Source organism: Mesorhizobium mediterraneum, from assembly GCF_002284565.1.
Classification (GTDB): Bacteria; Pseudomonadota; Alphaproteobacteria; order Rhizobiales; family Rhizobiaceae; genus Mesorhizobium; species Mesorhizobium mediterraneum.
Window position 1 is genome coordinate 39,377 of the sequence record NZ_NPKI01000043.1, and the last position, 15,634, is coordinate 55,010.

A 15,634-nucleotide genomic window follows, 5' to 3' on the forward strand; every position below is an offset into this window, starting at 1 on the left:
ATAGGCAAGTGCGCAAAGGGGGGATCTTCACCGCTCCTGTACACAAAAAGAGAGGCTCGGCCAAATGAGCAGGATGGCGCGTGCGGACGCGGCTTCAGTTTCGTCGGCGACGTTTGCACCGCTGGAGAACCCCACTTTTCGTGTGATCTGGCTTGCCGCACAGGTCTCCAGCTTGGGCTGGCTGTTTCAGACAGTAGCGGTCAGCTGGGTGATGGCAACCATCTCGAGCTCGGACGTGATGGTCGCGCTTGTGCAGACGTCCACGACGCTGCCCGTATTTATTCTGTCGATCTTTGCCGGCGCCATTGCCGATAATTTCAGCCGCCGCAAAGTGATGGCGCTGGGTTGGTGCGTGATCGCGCTGTCTTCGACAATGCTGACTGCCCTTGTCGGGCTGGGCTTTTACAATCCATGGATGATCCTCGCATTTAGCTCCTTGGCTGGATGCGGCGCCGCCTTCACTGATCCAGCTTGGCATGCCTCCGTCGGCGACGTCCTGCGAAAGCGTGAAGTTCCGGCCGCGGTCACACTTATCTCTGTTGGCTACAATGCCATGCGCAGCATCGGTCCGGCGCTCGGAGGCGTCGTTGTAGCCTCTTTCGGACCGCTGACGGCTTTCTCGGTGGCGACCCTGACCTGCTTTGCCATGCTGTGGGCAATAGCGATTTGTAAATGGAGCGGCCGCTCTTCGCCCCTTCCGCGTGAGCCATTGACCACGGCCATCCATGACGGCGTGCGCTTCACGGCCTTGTCGGGAGAGATCAAGGCGGCAATCGCGCGCGGAACTCTATTTGGACTGACCAGTATCTCGATACTGGCGCTGCTGCCTCTCGTCGCCCGTGATCAACTGGGGGGAGGCCCGATAGCCTATGGTGTCCTGATGGCCGGATTTGGGGTGGGGGCCTTGTGCGCCGGCATCTCCAACAACGTGCTGAGACAGTCGCTATCGCAGGAGCGGCTGACGACACTGGCGTGCATAGCCTGCGCCGCTTGTTGCCTGGCGCTTGCTTTAACACCGTCACTGGTCGTGGCGAGTGTTGCCCTCACCCTCGGCGGCGCGGGCTGGGTCGTCACCTGGACGGGGCTTGACGTAAGCGTGCAGTTGTCGAGCCCACGGTGGGTCGTTGGTCGCTCGCTGTCGATCTACTCTGCCCTGTCATCGGGCGGCATCGCCGCCGGCAGCTGGGTGTGGGGTATGGTGGCTGAGAACTATTCGCTCAGCCTGGCGCTGGAGAGTTCCGCTGGCGCTCTGCTGTTGGTTGCCGCCACCGGGTTCCTGCTCCCAATCCGTCAATGGATAGAGTCTGACCTCGATCCTCTTGCCTTCGAAACGCCAGAGCTCGCCCTGGACTTGAAGTCGAGAAGCGGGCCTATCGTCGTCAAAATCGAGTACTCAATCCCGGAGCCAAATGTCGAAGCTTTTCTGGACCTCATGCGCGAACGCCGCCGGGTGCAAAGCCGCGTCGGTGCCCGGCACTGGAATCTCCAGCGCGATCTGCAGGAGCCGTTGCATTGGACGGAGACATTCCGCACGCCGACCTGGATGGACTTCCTTCGCTTGAACCATCGTCTCACTGGGGCGGACAAAGAGCTGGACCTACGCCTCCTCGAATTGCACGTGGGAGAGATTTTACCTCGCACCAGGCTTTCGATTGAGCGGCCGACCGGGGGAACCCGCAAGCGGGATCAGTCGACGGGGTTGCTTTTCCGACGTTGATCGCATCGGCTTCGGTGGGATGGTGACTGATCATCGATCACCCTTTGGGGCATCGAGCTATTGGCGCACTCGATCATGGTCCGCACAGTGAGCAAATCGGGCGGTTCAGCTTTTGGGGCTTCCAGCAGGCGAGCGATGCCGGCGGTCAGCCGCTGCGGCGAGTTTCGGCGCCATGGTTTTCGGTTCGGGACACGCCGAGCCGGGACAAAACCTCGTCGCGAAGGCCAATGAAATTCGGATCGGAGCGGTCGCGGGAGACTGCGTCGGTGACGGGCAGGATCGTGGCGATCCGCCCGGGGTGGGGATGCATGACGACGATCCGATCTCCAAGGTAGACGGCTTCATCGACGTCGTGCGTGACGAGCACGGCGGTCGTGCCACTCGTTCCGGACGATTCTTTGAAGTTCGTCCTGCAGGCGCAGCCGGGTCAGTGCGTCGAGGGCCCCGAAGGGCTCATCGAGCAGCAGAAAGCGCGGCTTGGTGACAAGCGCCCGGGCGATCGCCACACGCTGCGCCATGCCGCCCGACAATTGGGCAGGATAGGCTTTGGCAAATTGCTCGAGGCCGACCAGATGCAGATGGTCGCGAACGAGTTGGCCCCGCTCAGCCGCGCCCAACCCGCTTTGGCGCAGCGCCGCCGCCACATTGGCCTCGACATTGAGCCAGGGCAAAAGCCTATGCTCCTGAAAACGATCGAGCGGTCGAGACCAGGCCGTTCCACCCTGTGCCCATCGACCTGGATCTCGCCGTCATAGTCGGTGTCGAGGCCGAGAACCAGCCGCAGCAAAGTGGATTTGCCGCACCCCGAAGATCCCACGATGCTGACGAACTCGCCCTCGTTGACTGCAAGATGGACATGCGACAGCGCCTGGACCTGCCGGCCGGCGACCCTGAACCTCTTGCTGACGTCAGCAATCTCCAGAGCGCAGCTTTGGCCACGCCCCCGGTCGAACGTGGCGACAGGGCCGCTCATGGGATCCTCCAGCGCAGAAGGCGATGCTCCAGGGCGCCGGCGACGACATTGAAGACCACGCCGACGCCACCGAGCAAAAGAATGCACAGCAACAGCAGATCCATGTGGAACAGGTGCTGGCCCTCGTTCATGCGCCCGCCGAGACCGGGTGCGATGTTGAGCAGAAGCTCGGCGCCCACCGTAGCGGTCCAGGCGTAAATCAGCGCCGAATGCAGGCCCGTGAAGATTTGTGGCAGCGCACCCGGGATGGCGATGATCCAGGCAAATTCGAACCAGCCGAAGGTCAGGACGTCGGCAAGCTCGCGATAGCTCCGCGGGATGCCTGACACTCCCTGCCAGGTGTTGATCAGGGCCGGCTGAAACGCCGCGAGCGCGATGAAGACGACCTTGCCGGCCTCGCCGCCGCCGAACCACATCGAGATGAGGGGAACCCAGGCGAACAGGGCGATCTGACGGTGTACCAGCAGCACCGGCCCGAGCAGGCGTTCAATGATGCGGGAAAACCCGATCGCCAAACCAAGCGCGATTCCCGCCACACTGCCACAGGCGAACCCAATCAGGTCGCGCTGCAGGCTCGCCAGTAGATTGAAGCCGAGGCCGCCGTCGCCGAACTCCGCAATGCCACGGGCCACCACTGCTTCGAGCGGCGGCACAAAACGCGCGTCGGCAACGCCGGCGTGCGCGAGCAACTCCCAGATCGCCAGCAGCGTAATCGGTAAGGCAAGCGGCCGCAGATATCGGCTGACAAGGCGGAAGGGCGGCGGGGCGATAGGAACGCTGTGCGACAGCCGCTCCAGACCCATAATTGTGATCAGGCTCATCGTGGGGTCTCCGGACGCCAGCGTTGCAGATGGCTTTCGGCAAGCGTGAGCAGGCCATGGATCACCAATCCTATGAGGCCGACGACGATCATGGCCGAAAGAACGAGTTCCAATTGAAAGAGCTGACGGCCATATGCCATCAGGTATCCGAGTCCTTCGAAGGATGCGATGAGCTCTACCGCAACCAGGGCCTGCCAGCCGTTGGCAAGGCCTTCGCGCAGCCCTGTGAAGATCGACGGCACGGCGGAAGGCAGCACGATCATAGTAAGTTTCGACCAGCGGCTGAACGAAAGGACGCGGCCAAGCTCTAGATAGGCTTCCGGGACGTCGCGCACGCCTTGGGAGGTGTTCAGTACGACTGGAATGAAGGCTGACCAGCCGATGACGATGATCTTCAGGCCTTCGTCGATCCCGACTGTCAGGATGATGATCGGCATCCAGCCGAGGGTCGGGACCTGGCTGAGGGCCAGGAACAGCGGATCGACGAAGTCGCGAAGGGTCTTCGACAGGCCAACCGCAGTGCCGAATACCAGGCCCGCCAGCGCGCCCGCAGCAAATCCCTCCGCAACGCGCTCAAGGCTGGTAACCGTGCTGGAAAGCAGCGAGCCGTCCTGGATGGCATCCAACAAAGTGTCGACCACGACCCATGGCGGCGGCAGGATCTGCTCGGGCAATTGGCCGAGCAGAGCTGCCACCGTCCAGGCCGTCAGAAGGCCCAACGGCACCACCAGGCCAAGAACCAGGGTGCCGGCAGCCGGGAGGATGCGGCGCCGATTGGGGGCAACACCGGCGGTGCTGTCCCCATGGCCAGTCTGGGCCGCGCGGTGGCCGGCGCCCATCTTAGTTGCTCGCCGCTTTGGTGTGTTCGACTTCGCCCTCGGTCACTTTCTGGCCTCTCGAGTCGAAGGTGGACCAGTAGTTCTCGAGCTTCAGGTCTACCAGGGCCTGCTTGAGGTACTTGGTCTCGAACCAACTGTCGATGTCGACGTCCTTCTTGATCAGGCCATAGGCTTTGGCGCGCGCCGCCTGATCTTTTGTAGCGCGCCATAATGAAGTCATCGACTACAGGCGACAGGCGGTGCGCCAGGCGCTCGTCTTTGAAATCGGCCTCGAAGCTTTCGACCGGCAGGCCGGCCTTCGACCAGAGCTCGAAGACTGCCTGGCGATTGGCCTCGTCCGAGCCGAAGCGCGCGCCCTTGACGAAGGCACGCACGACCTTGGCGGTGAACTCTGGGTGGGCCTTCTCGAACTCCGCGGTGACGAGGAGCCCGGCGTTGCGCCCGAGGGTCGGGTCGTCGTTCTTGGTCGAGTAGATGATCTTGACCGCGCCACGTTTCGCGAGGTCGAGATATTCCGAGCCGCCGAAGGAAGCCTCGACATTGCCCGAGATGAGCGCGGCCGTGGCGGAATTCGAGTCGAGACTGACGAAGCGGATATCTTTTTCGGCAAGGCCGTGTTTTTCGAGGACGCGGTCGGTGGCGATCTGCAAATTGGTGCCGCGGAACTGCGCCACCTTATGGCCCTTCAGGTCCTCCACCGTCTTGAGCTGTGAATCCGGAGGTACGGCGAGATAAAGCGCATCATGGCTGCCGGCGGAGGCCAGATATTTGGTCTGAAGACCGCGCGAGCGGCCGACGATCGAAGGCAGATCGCCGAGGCCAGCGGCGAAGTCAAGTTGGCCGGCGGCAAGCGACTCGTTGAGAGCCGGGCCGGCTCCGCGGAAGAACGTCCATGTGATCTTTGCGTCGGGCACGTCCTTGAACTCGGCCTCGACAAGCTTCTGCACATTGGCCACGGCGACATAGTCGCCATAGGCATAGGGCCGGTCGTCGATGCCGGTTCCGGGATAGCCGATGCGGATGAGGGTCTCGGCCGACGCGGGAGCGGAGGCGAGAAGGCCGCCGATCAGGGCTGCGATATGCGCGAATTTCATGAGTGAGGATCCTGGCTGGAGGGAAGGGTCAGGCGGCGCGGGTGACGGCGTCGCGAACCAGCTTCTTGCGGTGACGCTGTGGCGGCCGTCGACGCTCACCGGAACGTCGCCGTCGAGAGTGGTGCGGCGCACGACACGGGCGCGGTCGCCATAGTCGTTGACGGCGTAATGCTGGGTGGCACGGTTGTCCCAGATGGCGACGTCGTTTTCTCGCCAGCGCCAGCGCACCGTGTTTTCGATGCGCAGGACATGAGACTGGAGCAGGGCGTAGAGCTGCTCGGAATCGCTCTTGGAATAGCCGACGAAACGCTGCACGAAGGAGCCGAGTATGAGCGAGCGCTCACCGGTTTCCGGATGGACGCGCACCACGGGATGGTCGGTCTCGTAGACGGTGGAAGCAAAGACCTCTTCATAGTGGCGGCGATCGGCTTCGCTGGCATGCGGGCGCTGTGCGGCATAGTCATAGGCATTGCTATGAGTTGCCCACAGCTGTTCGGCGGTCGCCTTGAGCGCCGGTGGCAGGCTGTCGTAGGCGGCCACTGTGTTGGACCAAACCGTATCACCGCCAACCTCGGGAATGGTTACGCCGCGCAGGATCGAGATCTTGGGATAGGCGTCAACGAAGGTAACGTCAGTGTGCCAGGCATCGGCGCGGCCACCGCGCGAGGAGTCAAGTTCAAGAATCGAGGGTGTGCCGTTGCGGACATGCTCGGTTGGATGTGGAACGAGATTGCCGAGGCGCTTGGAAAAACGCTCCTGCTCGGCATCGGTGAGCTGATCCTGGTCGCGGAAGAAGATCACCTTGTGCTGCAGCAGAGCGGCATTGATGGCGGCGATCGTCTCGCCGGAAAGGTCGCCCGAAAGCTTGATGCCGCCGATCTCGGCGCCGATCCGCGCGGCGACCGGTTTGATAGTCAGCGAGGATGCCGTAGGGCGGGTCTGCGTTGATATGGTCATGAGGGACTGCTCCTTGGTTTGGGCCGCCGGCGTGGCTCGGCCCTTTGCCGGTGGTTGAAGGGAGTTGGCTTATTCGGCCGCCTGACCGGCAGGCTCGCGGTGAGGGGCACGATGAGCGGGATGCTTCAATCCGAGGTTCTCGCGAAGGGTAGAGCCTTCATATTCGGTGCGGAAAAGGCCACGTCGGCGCAGCTCGGGGATGACCAGCTCGATGAAATCATCGAGCCCGCCGGGCACGGTCGGCGGCATGATGTTGAAGCCATCGGCGCCGCCTTTGGTGAAGCGCTCTTCGAGTTGGTCCGCAATGGTCTCGGCCGTCCCGACAAGCTGCCAATGGCCGCGCGCCCCGGCAATCGTTTCATAGAGCTGACGGATGGTGAGATTGTCCCGCCGGGCGAGATCGATGATCAATTGCTGGCGGCTCTTGCCGCGCTCGGTTTCGCTCAGGTCCGGCAGCGGCCCGTCGAGCGGATAGGCGGAAAGGTCGACCCCGCCGGAGAGGTTTGACAGGAGCTCCAGCCCGACATCGGGGTGGATCAGCGACTGGATCTTCTCGAACTTTTCGCGCGCCTCGCCTTCCCTTTGCGCCACCACCGGAAAGACGCCCGGCATGATCTTCAAATCATCGGGATGGCGGCCATACTTCTCGAGACGTCCCTTGAGGTCTGCGTAGAAGCTCTGCGCATCCGGGAGTGTCCGCTGGGCGGTGAAGACAACCTCCGCGGTGCGGGCCACCAATTCTTTGCCCGTCTCGGAAGAGCCGGCCTGAACGACTACCGGGTGACCCTGCGGCGAACGCGAGACCGTCAGCGGTCCGCGCACCCGGAAATGGCGTCCGCTGTACCCGAGGATATGCAGTTTCTCCCGGTCGAAGAACAGGCCGCTTTCCTTGTCGCGCAGAAAGGCATCATCCTCCCAGCTGTTCCAAAGGCCGAGCACGACATCAGCGAATTCTTCCGCCCGTGCGTAACGGTCCTGATGCGCGAACTGGCTGATGTTGCCGAAGTTCTGCAATTCGAGCGGATTGGACGAGGTCACGAGGTTCCAGCCGGCCCTCCCGGCGCTGATCTGATCGAGCGAGGCGAATTTGCGGGCCAGATTGAACGGCTCGTTGAACGTGGTGGAGGCTGTTGCCACCAGGCCGATGCGCTCCGTCACCACGGCAAGCGCCGACAGCAGCGTCACAGGCTCGAAGCCGACTGCCCACTCGTCGGTCCGGGAGAGGGACTTGAGATCATCCGTATGGGCCGCGACCCCGTCAGCCAGGAAGATCAGGTCGAATTTCGCACGTTCTGCCGCCTGGGCGAATGCGATGCGCCGGCTGAGGCTTGTCGTCGCGTCCGCGGCGGTGTCCGGGTGGCGCCATGCCGCCACATGGTGGCCAGCAGGATACATAAAGGCGCCTAGCCGCAGCTTGCCAACCTTGCTCACCTTCAGTCTCCTTTTCAGCCACAACAGAAATTCACGATCAGGACGACGTGTTGCCGGGATGCGATCGATCGGGATCTCGGCGGCGGCCAAGGTTGCCGATGCCCCCCATCCGGCCGCGCTCAGGCGGCCAGGCTGACGTTGCCCGTCTCTCCAACCAGCCGGCAGGCCTCGATAACGGCTTGTTCGGTGCGGTTGCGGATCGCTTCGGATACGATGACGCCATCGGCGAAGTCTCGGTCGGAGGCGTAGATGCCTGTCGGGATGGTCAATGCTTCGAAGAAGCCGAAGAGCGGCCGAAGCTGATGTTCCACCACGAGGGAATGACGTTCTCCGCCTCCTGTCGCCACGAGGATGATTGGCTTTCCTTTGAGCGAGGACGGTTCCAGCAGATCGAAGAAATGCTTGAAAAGCCCGGTGTAGCTGCCTTTGAACTTCGGCGAGCCAACCACCAGGACAGCGGCGTTCGACAATTGCTCGATGATGTTTCGGGCCGAAAGGTCAAGGTCGCCAAGCCGCTTAGACTGCGCAAAGGAAGGGCCTAAATCCTGGATGTCGAAAGTAGCTGAGGATGCGCCAATCTTCTTCGCTACTTGTCCGACTATGTGGTCGACAAACCCCCTTGTCTTCGAAGGGCGAGTAAGATTGCGGTAGAGTTAAAAGAGGGAGCAGATTTCAAAAATAGGGGGCCAATCGGATGAAGTTTGCGGAACATAGACTGCATGGGGTCAATCCATGTTGACTGAAAGCATCGGCTGTGCTGCCTGCCGCTCACGACTTGGGGTTGATCACCCCTTCGACCCCTTGGCGCACGCACATGCTCCGCGATTGACAAAGCGTACGAGCAGGTCGGATCTCGATCAGGAGGCCGTTACGCGGAGTGTGCGCGCGCGGACAGCGGCGCGAAGTCATCTCGATCGGGCAAACTGGATGGTCACGACCGGTTATAAGTTGTTCTCGGAACGAGAGTGAACGGGCGGCGACACGCGCTGCTTGTCAGACCCAATCACGGCGTGCCCACGAGAGGCGGATGGAGGGATAGTTGCCAAGCCTGCTCGTGTAAAAGGCAGGCGCTGATTGCGTCTGTGCGCTCAACGGCGGCCGCGGCCATGGCTTGGAAGGCGCAGCAAGACGGACACGTTGAAATCGTGTCGGGGGTGCGCGTCAAAGCCGGGCGATATTCCAACGTCATCACAAGAGCCGGAAGCATGTATATTCGCGACCTGGTAAGCCGCGCGGTGACGGCGTGTCGGAGGTTGAGAAGCTCGACCCGGGGCTCTCTTGCATTTCACCATGACTGCTACCGGATTTCGCCTGCCGAGTGCCGTCTGGCATCGCCAAGGAGTAGATCGAGGCCAGCGGCTTAGAACGTCCTAATTGCCGGAAGAATTAACTTGAGACATTCCAGGCGATAATGCCGGATCCGCCCAGATTGGACTGGCCGCCGAGTAGCCCAGAGCTGGCTCACTCCGGGCGGTTTGACAAGCCGGCCTTCGTGGCTGTAGCACGATCCAAAGCTGAAAGTCGCAAGGCAGAACTGAACAGCCCTTCGGGCTGCGACCCTGACCCAGCTTACACCCAATTCGGCGCCCCATCGCGCATCAGCTTGGTGATGCAATATCTCCGGTTGAGAGCGCGATTACGGAACTTGGTTGTGACGCAGCTGTGCGCAAACGCGCAGCTGTCAGCAGGTGAGCGAAGAAGCATTTGATGGAGGTGAGAAGTCATGCGGCCCGAAAATTCCTCGCCCTTCGCGGCAGCCACACTGATGCCTCTTCAGAACCCGGTCTTTCGTTCGATCTGGACTGCCACGCAGATTTCAAGCCTCGGCTGGCTCGTTCAGAGCGTGGGTATCAGCTGGCTCATGGCGACGACTTCAGCCTCCGACCTGATGGTCGCGCTTGTTCAGGCTGCGTCGACACTGCCGGCCTTCTTCTTGTCTATCCTTGCTGGAGCTATTGCCGACAGTTTGAGCCGTCGCGGGGTGATGCTTGCCGGACATTGTCTGATCGCACTGGCATCCATGACGCTGGCTCTCTCGGTGGGGCTCGGCTTTGCCAATCCATGGCTGATCCTGGGGCTCAGCTTCTTGGCCGGATGCGGTTTCGCCTTGAATGATCCAGCCTGGCATGCCTCCGTCGGGGACATCCTGGAAAAGCGCCATATACCGGCTGCAGTCACGCTGATGTCGGTGGGTTACAACGTTGTTCGTAGCATAGGCCCAGCGCTGGGCGGTGCGATTTTGGCCTTCCTGGGACCTCTCACGGCTTTCGCTTTTGCGGCGCTGAGCGACCTGGTCCCATTGAGCGCTGTCCTGCGCTCGAAATGGCGGGTGCGCTCTTCGCCTCTTCCCCGCGAGCGGATGACAACTGCCATTCATGATGGCATGCGCTTCACAGCAATCTCGTCAGAGATTAGAGTGGCGATTGTGCGTGCAACCCTGTTCGGGCTGTCAAGCATCTCGATCCTTGCTCTGCTCCCGCTTTTGGTCCGCGACCAGCTCGCGGGCGGCCCAATCGTTTACGGCGTCCTCTTGGCCGGCTTCGGCGCCGGCGCCTTTGTCGCGGGTATCAGCAACGGCTATCTGAGGCGCATCGCTTCGCAAGAACTGTTGATCACGCTTGCGTGCATAGGCTGCTCAACGTGCTGCCTTTTGCTTGCTCTCACCTCATCGGTGGCTGTTGCGGCGATCGCGCTCGCCATCGGCGGCGCAGGCTGGGTTGTGACCTGGACCGGAACCGACGTGTGCGTGCAGCTGGCAAGCCCCAGGTGGGTCGTTGGTCGCACTCTATCGATCTACTACGCTTTGACCTATGGCGGCATGGCAGCTGGCAGCTGGATCTGGGGTGCGGTTGCGCAGAACTACTCGATCACCTGGGCCTTGGAAGGCGCTGCAGTGGCGTTGCTGCTTGTCGCAGCAGCGGGAAAGATATTGCCCATTAGACTTTGGGAAGAATCGGATCAGGGCGCTTCCGACTTCACTCCACCGGAACTGGCACTCACTGTCAGGCCGAGGAGTGGTCCGATCGTGGTCAAGGTGGAATATTCGATTCCCGAAGCCAACATCGAGGCTTTCCTGCATTGCATGCGCCAACGGCGGCGCGTCCAGAGCCGTGCCGGTGCGCGCAACTGGACGCTCCAGAGAAACCTTCTGAATCCGACGCTGTGGACCGAGACATTCCGCACGCCCACCTGGACGGATTATCTTCGTCTAAACCATCGGCTGACCGTGGCTGACAGGGAACTGGGCGAGCGCCTTGCCGCTCTGCAGGTCGGTGATTGTCCTCCTCGTCTGACACTTTCGATCGAGCGATCGACAAGCCCGGCGTCCGACAGGCAAGTTCAGCCTGTGCCGTTTGTGTCGCGTCCCTGAGTTCGTCCGAAAGAGCACCACGCTCGGCGGGAAGGAGTGCCGTTTCCCTTTTTTGAGAGTCGCTGAAAAGCCCTTCGCCTAAACCGGATTATTGTGGGTCTTCTGTCGTATTTGCGACGCGCATCGCGAGGTAGGATGGCAGTCGAAAGCTCAGAAGGAACAATGGAGCTAGTCGCCCGGCCAGCTCACATCTGGCTATAAACTCCGCAGCCCAGTTAGTGCCGTTGGGAAGGGTGACCAGCGTTAAGGCGGCACAGACCGCCACGCTCACACAGCCATTCTCCAGAGGGATGATCATCAACGGCCCGGCGGTGAGGAGGGTCAGCCGGCTGAAAGAGGACAATGGCAATGCCGCAATCACAAGACCGACGCTACGATACGGCCGGTTCACGGCTCGCCGGCCAAAAATGGAGGTCCGGCTTCGCAATCGAGGCACCGTCACGTGCTGTTCGCGGCCCCGGCGGCTTTGCAGTCTGCTGTCCCCAGAGCGAAGCCCGGACCAACTGAGCTTTGCGTCTTTTGGATCCCCGGTCGTCAGCACCACGGTTGTCGCGCCGAACTGCACGGGAGCGCCGTCGGTTGGAATCCCAGTCCGACCTGAGGTGCATTTCCTCCGGCTTCGAAGCTGTGACCGTGCCGATAGCTTCGCATCAATCATGCGCGGCTCGCTTTACTCGCGTTTCAGCCGTTTTTGAGGAAGTGACGCCGGTCCGAAAATAGGCGCGATCGGCCTGCGTGCCGTTCACACGATTTTCTCCTCTGGTCCATTTTCGAGCGGCAACAAGCGAGGTTAAAAGCGAAGCTGAACTACCCAGAACACTACTTGGTATCGGATGCCCAGCGACGGGAGCTTGATCTCCTTGTCGGGAAGAGACTGATCGTCATGCCTTCGACCGACGAAAACGCATCCATAGGGTTGCTGGCGCCGCTGAAGAACCCGACATTTCATTCGATCTTTCTGGCTTCGCAGCTTTCGAGCCTGGGCTGGCTGATGCAAACGGTGGCGCTTGGCTGGCTGATGGCCACGGTTTCCAGCTCGGACGTTCTGGTTGCGCTGGTCCAGGCCTCGTCGACTTTGCCGGCGTTCTTTCTGGCAGTGTTCGTTGGCGCCATTGCCGACAACTATAGCCGCCGCATGGTCATGATCGTCGGTCGCAGCCTGATGATGGCAGCCTCCGCCATGCTGACGATCCTGATGGCCTTGGGGGTTACCAATCCGTGGATGATCCTTGCGTTCAGCTTTCTCGACGGCTGCGGCATCGCGCTCAGCGACCCCGCCTGGCGAGCCTCGATCGGCGATATGCTGGAGCGCCGCCAACTGTCGGCCGCGGTCACGCTGCTCAATGTCGGGTTCAACACGGTCCGCAGTGTCGGCCCCGCGCTCGGCGGCATCATCGTGGCTGCTTTCGGGCCACTTGTCACATTCGCGCTCACCACCTTGGGCTTTGTTGCCCCTCTCACTGCCTTGTGGCGCAACAAGTGGACGGTCCAGACCTCATCTCTCCCGCGCGAAGCCTTGATGACCGCCGTGTTCGATGGCCTACGTTTCACGGCCATATCCTCGGAAATCAAAGCGACCATCGTCCGCTGCACCCTGTTTGGGTTTGCAAGCACCTCCACATTGGCGCTGCTGCCGCTGGTTGCCCGCGACATTTTGAAGGGCGGTCCGGTCGGCTACGGTATCATGATGGGTGGCTTCGGCGCCGGCGCACTTGCGGCCGGGCTCATGAACCCGACGCTCAGGCGGACACCGACCCAGGAATGGCTGGTGGTTCTTGCCTGTATCGCGCCATATGTGAGGTTTCCCTTGCGCTCACGTCCTCCCTTGCAGTCACAACGGTCTGCCTTGCCGTTGGCGGCGCAGGCTGGGTAATGGCATGTCCGGACTTGGCGTGAACGTGCAACTGGCAAGCCCGCGCTGGATCGTTGGCCGAACGATCTCGATCTATAGCGCGTTCACCTATGGCGGCATCGCCGCCGGCAGCTGGTTTTGGGGCGTTATCGTCCAAAACTACTCGCTTCCCTCGGCGATTGCTTGGTCGGCTCTGGCAACGCTGGCCGTCGCAGCACTCGGGTTCAAACTGCCGATCAGCAACCGTTCCGCGTCGGAGCTCGAGCCGTCGGGTGGCTTCTGCGCGCCGGCGGTCGCGCTTGATCTGAAACCAACGAGCGGGCCCATCCTTGTCACGACCGAATACGCGATCCTTGAGCAAGACGTAGATCAATTCCTGGAAATCATGCAGAAGCGCCGCTATGCGCAAAGTCGCATCGGTGCTCGGCAATGGACACTCACGCGCGATGTTCAGCAGCCATCACGATAGGTCGAGTCGTATCAGACCCCAACCTGGACGGACTATCATCGCCTTCATCATCGCCTTACGGAAGCGGATGAAGAACTGGGCCAGGCACTCCTGAAACTCACTGCAACGACGAGCCCACCACGAACAAGCATCCTGGTCGAGCGCCCCGCTGGCCCGGTGCGCAAGTCTCATTCGCCAATGGCGTATATATCGCACAAATGAAGGAGGCGGGCTGGAACGAAGAATGTCATCCCGTTGAATTATTCGACGGGGTCATGTCAACACGGGCGGAAGCGCCCTGCGCGCCGCTGGCGTTCTTCCTGTGGCTGGAACGATTTGTGCGGCAAGTGACATGATGGTGGCGACGAACGATACTGCAGCAGTGGAACGGGTCGTTGCGGCCGCTTTGGAGGCGGAGTACCGCCTTTCGGCCGAGGTCCGCACGGTCGTCCGCGGCGTCAACTGGACGCTTGCTGCAGGGCCGGACGGAGCGCCAGTGGCCTATGTTCGCCTGTACCGGCCCGAAGGTCGGCCGAAGGCCGAGATAGCGGCCGAGCTTGCGGTGCTCGATGCCGTAGTGGCCACCGATCGACTGGACGTGGCAAGGGCCGTGGCTAGTCAGAAGGGGCAACTGCTGACGCAGCTGGAGGTGCCGGGGTCCGGCACCCGGCCAATGGCCGTGTTTCAGGTGGCGGCGGGCGAGCCGGTGCGCGCGCGTCCCGATGATCTGCGGGCTGCCGGCGCGGCATTGGCCGACCTGCATGGTCAGACGCAGCTGGCCGCGCTCGCGCCCCAACGCGAGCTGGTGGCCGAGGCGGAGGTTGATCGGACCATCGCCCGGATTGAGGACGGCTTCGCCACTGAGCGCGCTAGGCTGGTGGCCGCGGTGGCCGATTTGCGCGCTCAAGGAATGAACCGGGCGGCGGGACCTGCAGGATTCTGCCACGGCGATTTTCGGCTGGCCAACCTGCACAGGACTATCGATCGAATTGTGATGTTCGACTTTGATGATTGCGGCCTTGGCCCACAGTGGCTCGATCTGGCCACCGTCGGCTGGTGGCTGGAACTGGCAACGGGCGACGGCGCCGCCGAGTTGTGGCGAGCGTTCCTCACTGGTTATGGTCGGGCGAAAGGCGACGCCGAGCTAGACAATTCCCTGCGGTGGCTTGTGGCAGTCCAGCACCTGCGGTCGCTGCGTTTCTTGCAGGACTACTGCCGCTTGGATGCCGAAACCTGGGTTGATGCCCTAGGGAGTGCCGCTGGTATGGTCGAGCGGGCTGCCAGCGGTTCCCTACGCTTCTTGAGGGGCTCGTGATAACCTCTTCGATGCCAGGCCGGCCGACGTGCCGTGGCTGGCCGAGCTGCAGGCTGGGGAGGAATTCAACCGGTGGATTTCCACTCCGCCGCCTGTCGCAGAGCTTCGGACGGAAATCGAGGGGAAGCTGGTGGATATCGCGGCCGGGCGCGGCCACTACATTGTGGCCCGTTGGGCAGGAATGCCCGCGGGCTATGGGGCGGCCTACCTGACCCCATGCCGGCGGCGGGCTCACATCGAGGTAGGAGTGCGCCCTGACCATTTCCACAAGGGGATCGGCACCGCGATCGTGGACGTGCTGATTCAGTACAAGCGGGCGGCATTCTTGGAGCGGCTGCTGGCGGTCGTGGATGCCCGCAACAAGGCCTGCCTGACCCTGCTACGCTCGCGCGGTTTCTTCGAGGCGCAGCCGGCTCCGAGGCCGGGCCTCGTTTCGTTGGTGCAGGACCCTGGAAACTGAAAACTCGGCCCAAGATCGTGCCGCGGTTCAAGTCGCTCCGGGTGTAGATCTGCGATCAGCGAGGTGATCGAAGACTTTGTTCGGCAGATTCGCGGGCTGCCGAATGTGATGAAGGAGTTGACGACCCGCTTCTGCCCTCCGCATGCGAGCCTGCGCACGACGGATCTCGAGTTTTTCGAGAACGGCTCGCATCAGCGCCCAGCCGTTTGCTCGAGTATCGTCATCGTCTGGAACCGCAAAGCGGTGATCCGGCTTTGCCTCGAACGCGGCTTTGCTTGAGTCGACAATCGCATGAGCGACTCCAATGGAACGCCACGCATTAGTTCGCCGGCGATGCACGGGAAAGGCTTAACCGTG

The 15,634-nt window shown here is 61.9% G+C and carries 9 protein-coding genes and 5 pseudogenes; 6 read left to right on the forward strand and 8 right to left on the reverse strand.

The features are described 5' to 3' along the window. Positions 1 to 64: 64 nt before the first annotated feature. A complete protein-coding gene (locus CIT25_RS29585) occupies positions 65 to 1,717 on the forward strand; it encodes an MFS transporter (RefSeq protein WP_095488698.1) in 1,653 nt (550 codons plus the stop codon). A gap of 145 nt (positions 1,718 to 1,862) precedes the next feature. Here CIT25_RS29585 and CIT25_RS37800 read toward each other — a convergent pair whose 3' ends face one another. The 8 genes and pseudogenes from CIT25_RS37800 to msuE all read right to left on the reverse strand — a co-directional run. Further along, complete coding sequence (locus tag CIT25_RS37800; protein WP_245330036.1) at positions 1,863 to 2,027, reverse strand: hypothetical protein; 165 nt, start codon at positions 2,025 to 2,027, stop codon at positions 1,863 to 1,865. A 31-nt stretch (positions 2,028 to 2,058) separates the two neighbouring features. Beyond that, positions 2,059 to 2,690: pseudogene (locus CIT25_RS38590) on the reverse strand (ABC transporter ATP-binding protein). Continuing rightward, positions 2,687 to 3,511, reverse strand: a complete 825-nt coding sequence (locus CIT25_RS29595) for an ABC transporter permease (protein WP_095488699.1) — start codon at positions 3,509 to 3,511, stop codon at positions 2,687 to 2,689. Before CIT25_RS29595 ends, CIT25_RS38590 begins: the two are co-directional and overlap by 4 nt. Then, entirely contained in the window at positions 3,508 to 4,236 is a 729-nt protein-coding gene (locus CIT25_RS29600) for an ABC transporter permease (RefSeq protein ID WP_245330037.1), read from the reverse strand. The genes CIT25_RS29595 and CIT25_RS29600 overlap by 4 nt, the downstream gene beginning before the upstream one ends. After that, positions 4,218 to 5,444 carry an ABC transporter substrate-binding protein gene (locus CIT25_RS29605; protein ID WP_245330057.1) on the reverse strand — a complete coding sequence of 409 codons (1,227 nt, stop codon included), beginning with the start codon at positions 5,442 to 5,444 and terminating at the stop codon, positions 4,218 to 4,220. Before CIT25_RS29605 ends, CIT25_RS29600 begins: the two co-directional genes overlap by 19 nt. Before the next feature lie 69 nt (positions 5,445 to 5,513). Next, positions 5,514 to 6,401 (reverse strand): annotated as a pseudogene (locus CIT25_RS29610) (TauD/TfdA dioxygenase family protein); the annotation flags it as partial. Positions 6,402 to 6,470: 69 nt separating this feature from the next. Then, positions 6,471 to 7,796 carry an LLM class flavin-dependent oxidoreductase gene (locus tag CIT25_RS29615; protein WP_095488771.1) on the reverse strand — a complete coding sequence of 442 codons (1,326 nt, stop codon included), beginning with the start codon at positions 7,794 to 7,796 and terminating at the stop codon, positions 6,471 to 6,473. A 155-nt stretch (positions 7,797 to 7,951) separates the two neighbouring features. Continuing rightward, a pseudogene (gene msuE / locus CIT25_RS29620) lies at positions 7,952 to 8,476 on the reverse strand (FMN reductase); the annotation flags it as partial. Positions 8,477 to 9,555: 1,079 nt separating this feature from the next. Between msuE and CIT25_RS29625 the strand changes: the two are divergent. The 5 genes and pseudogenes from CIT25_RS29625 (at position 9,556) to CIT25_RS37235 (ending at position 15,556) form a co-directional block, all read left to right on the forward strand. After that, a complete protein-coding gene (locus CIT25_RS29625) occupies positions 9,556 to 11,202 on the forward strand; it encodes an MFS transporter (RefSeq protein ID WP_095488702.1) in 1,647 nt (548 codons plus the stop codon). 883 nt (positions 11,203 to 12,085) lie between these two features. Next, positions 12,086 to 13,724 (forward strand): annotated as a pseudogene (locus CIT25_RS29630) (MFS transporter). Positions 13,725 to 13,854: 130 nt separating this feature from the next. After that, positions 13,855 to 14,817: a phosphotransferase enzyme family protein gene (locus tag CIT25_RS29635; RefSeq protein ID WP_095488703.1), complete on the forward strand. Its 963-nt coding sequence runs from the start codon at positions 13,855 to 13,857 to the stop codon at positions 14,815 to 14,817. Between the two features lie 25 nt (positions 14,818 to 14,842). Continuing rightward, positions 14,843 to 15,277: pseudogene (locus CIT25_RS29640) on the forward strand (N-acetyltransferase family protein); the annotation flags it as partial. Positions 15,278 to 15,340: 63 nt separating this feature from the next. Then, positions 15,341 to 15,556: a hypothetical protein gene (locus CIT25_RS37235; protein WP_095488705.1), complete on the forward strand. Its 216-nt coding sequence runs from the start codon at positions 15,341 to 15,343 to the stop codon at positions 15,554 to 15,556. Positions 15,557 to 15,634 lie beyond the last annotated feature (78 nt).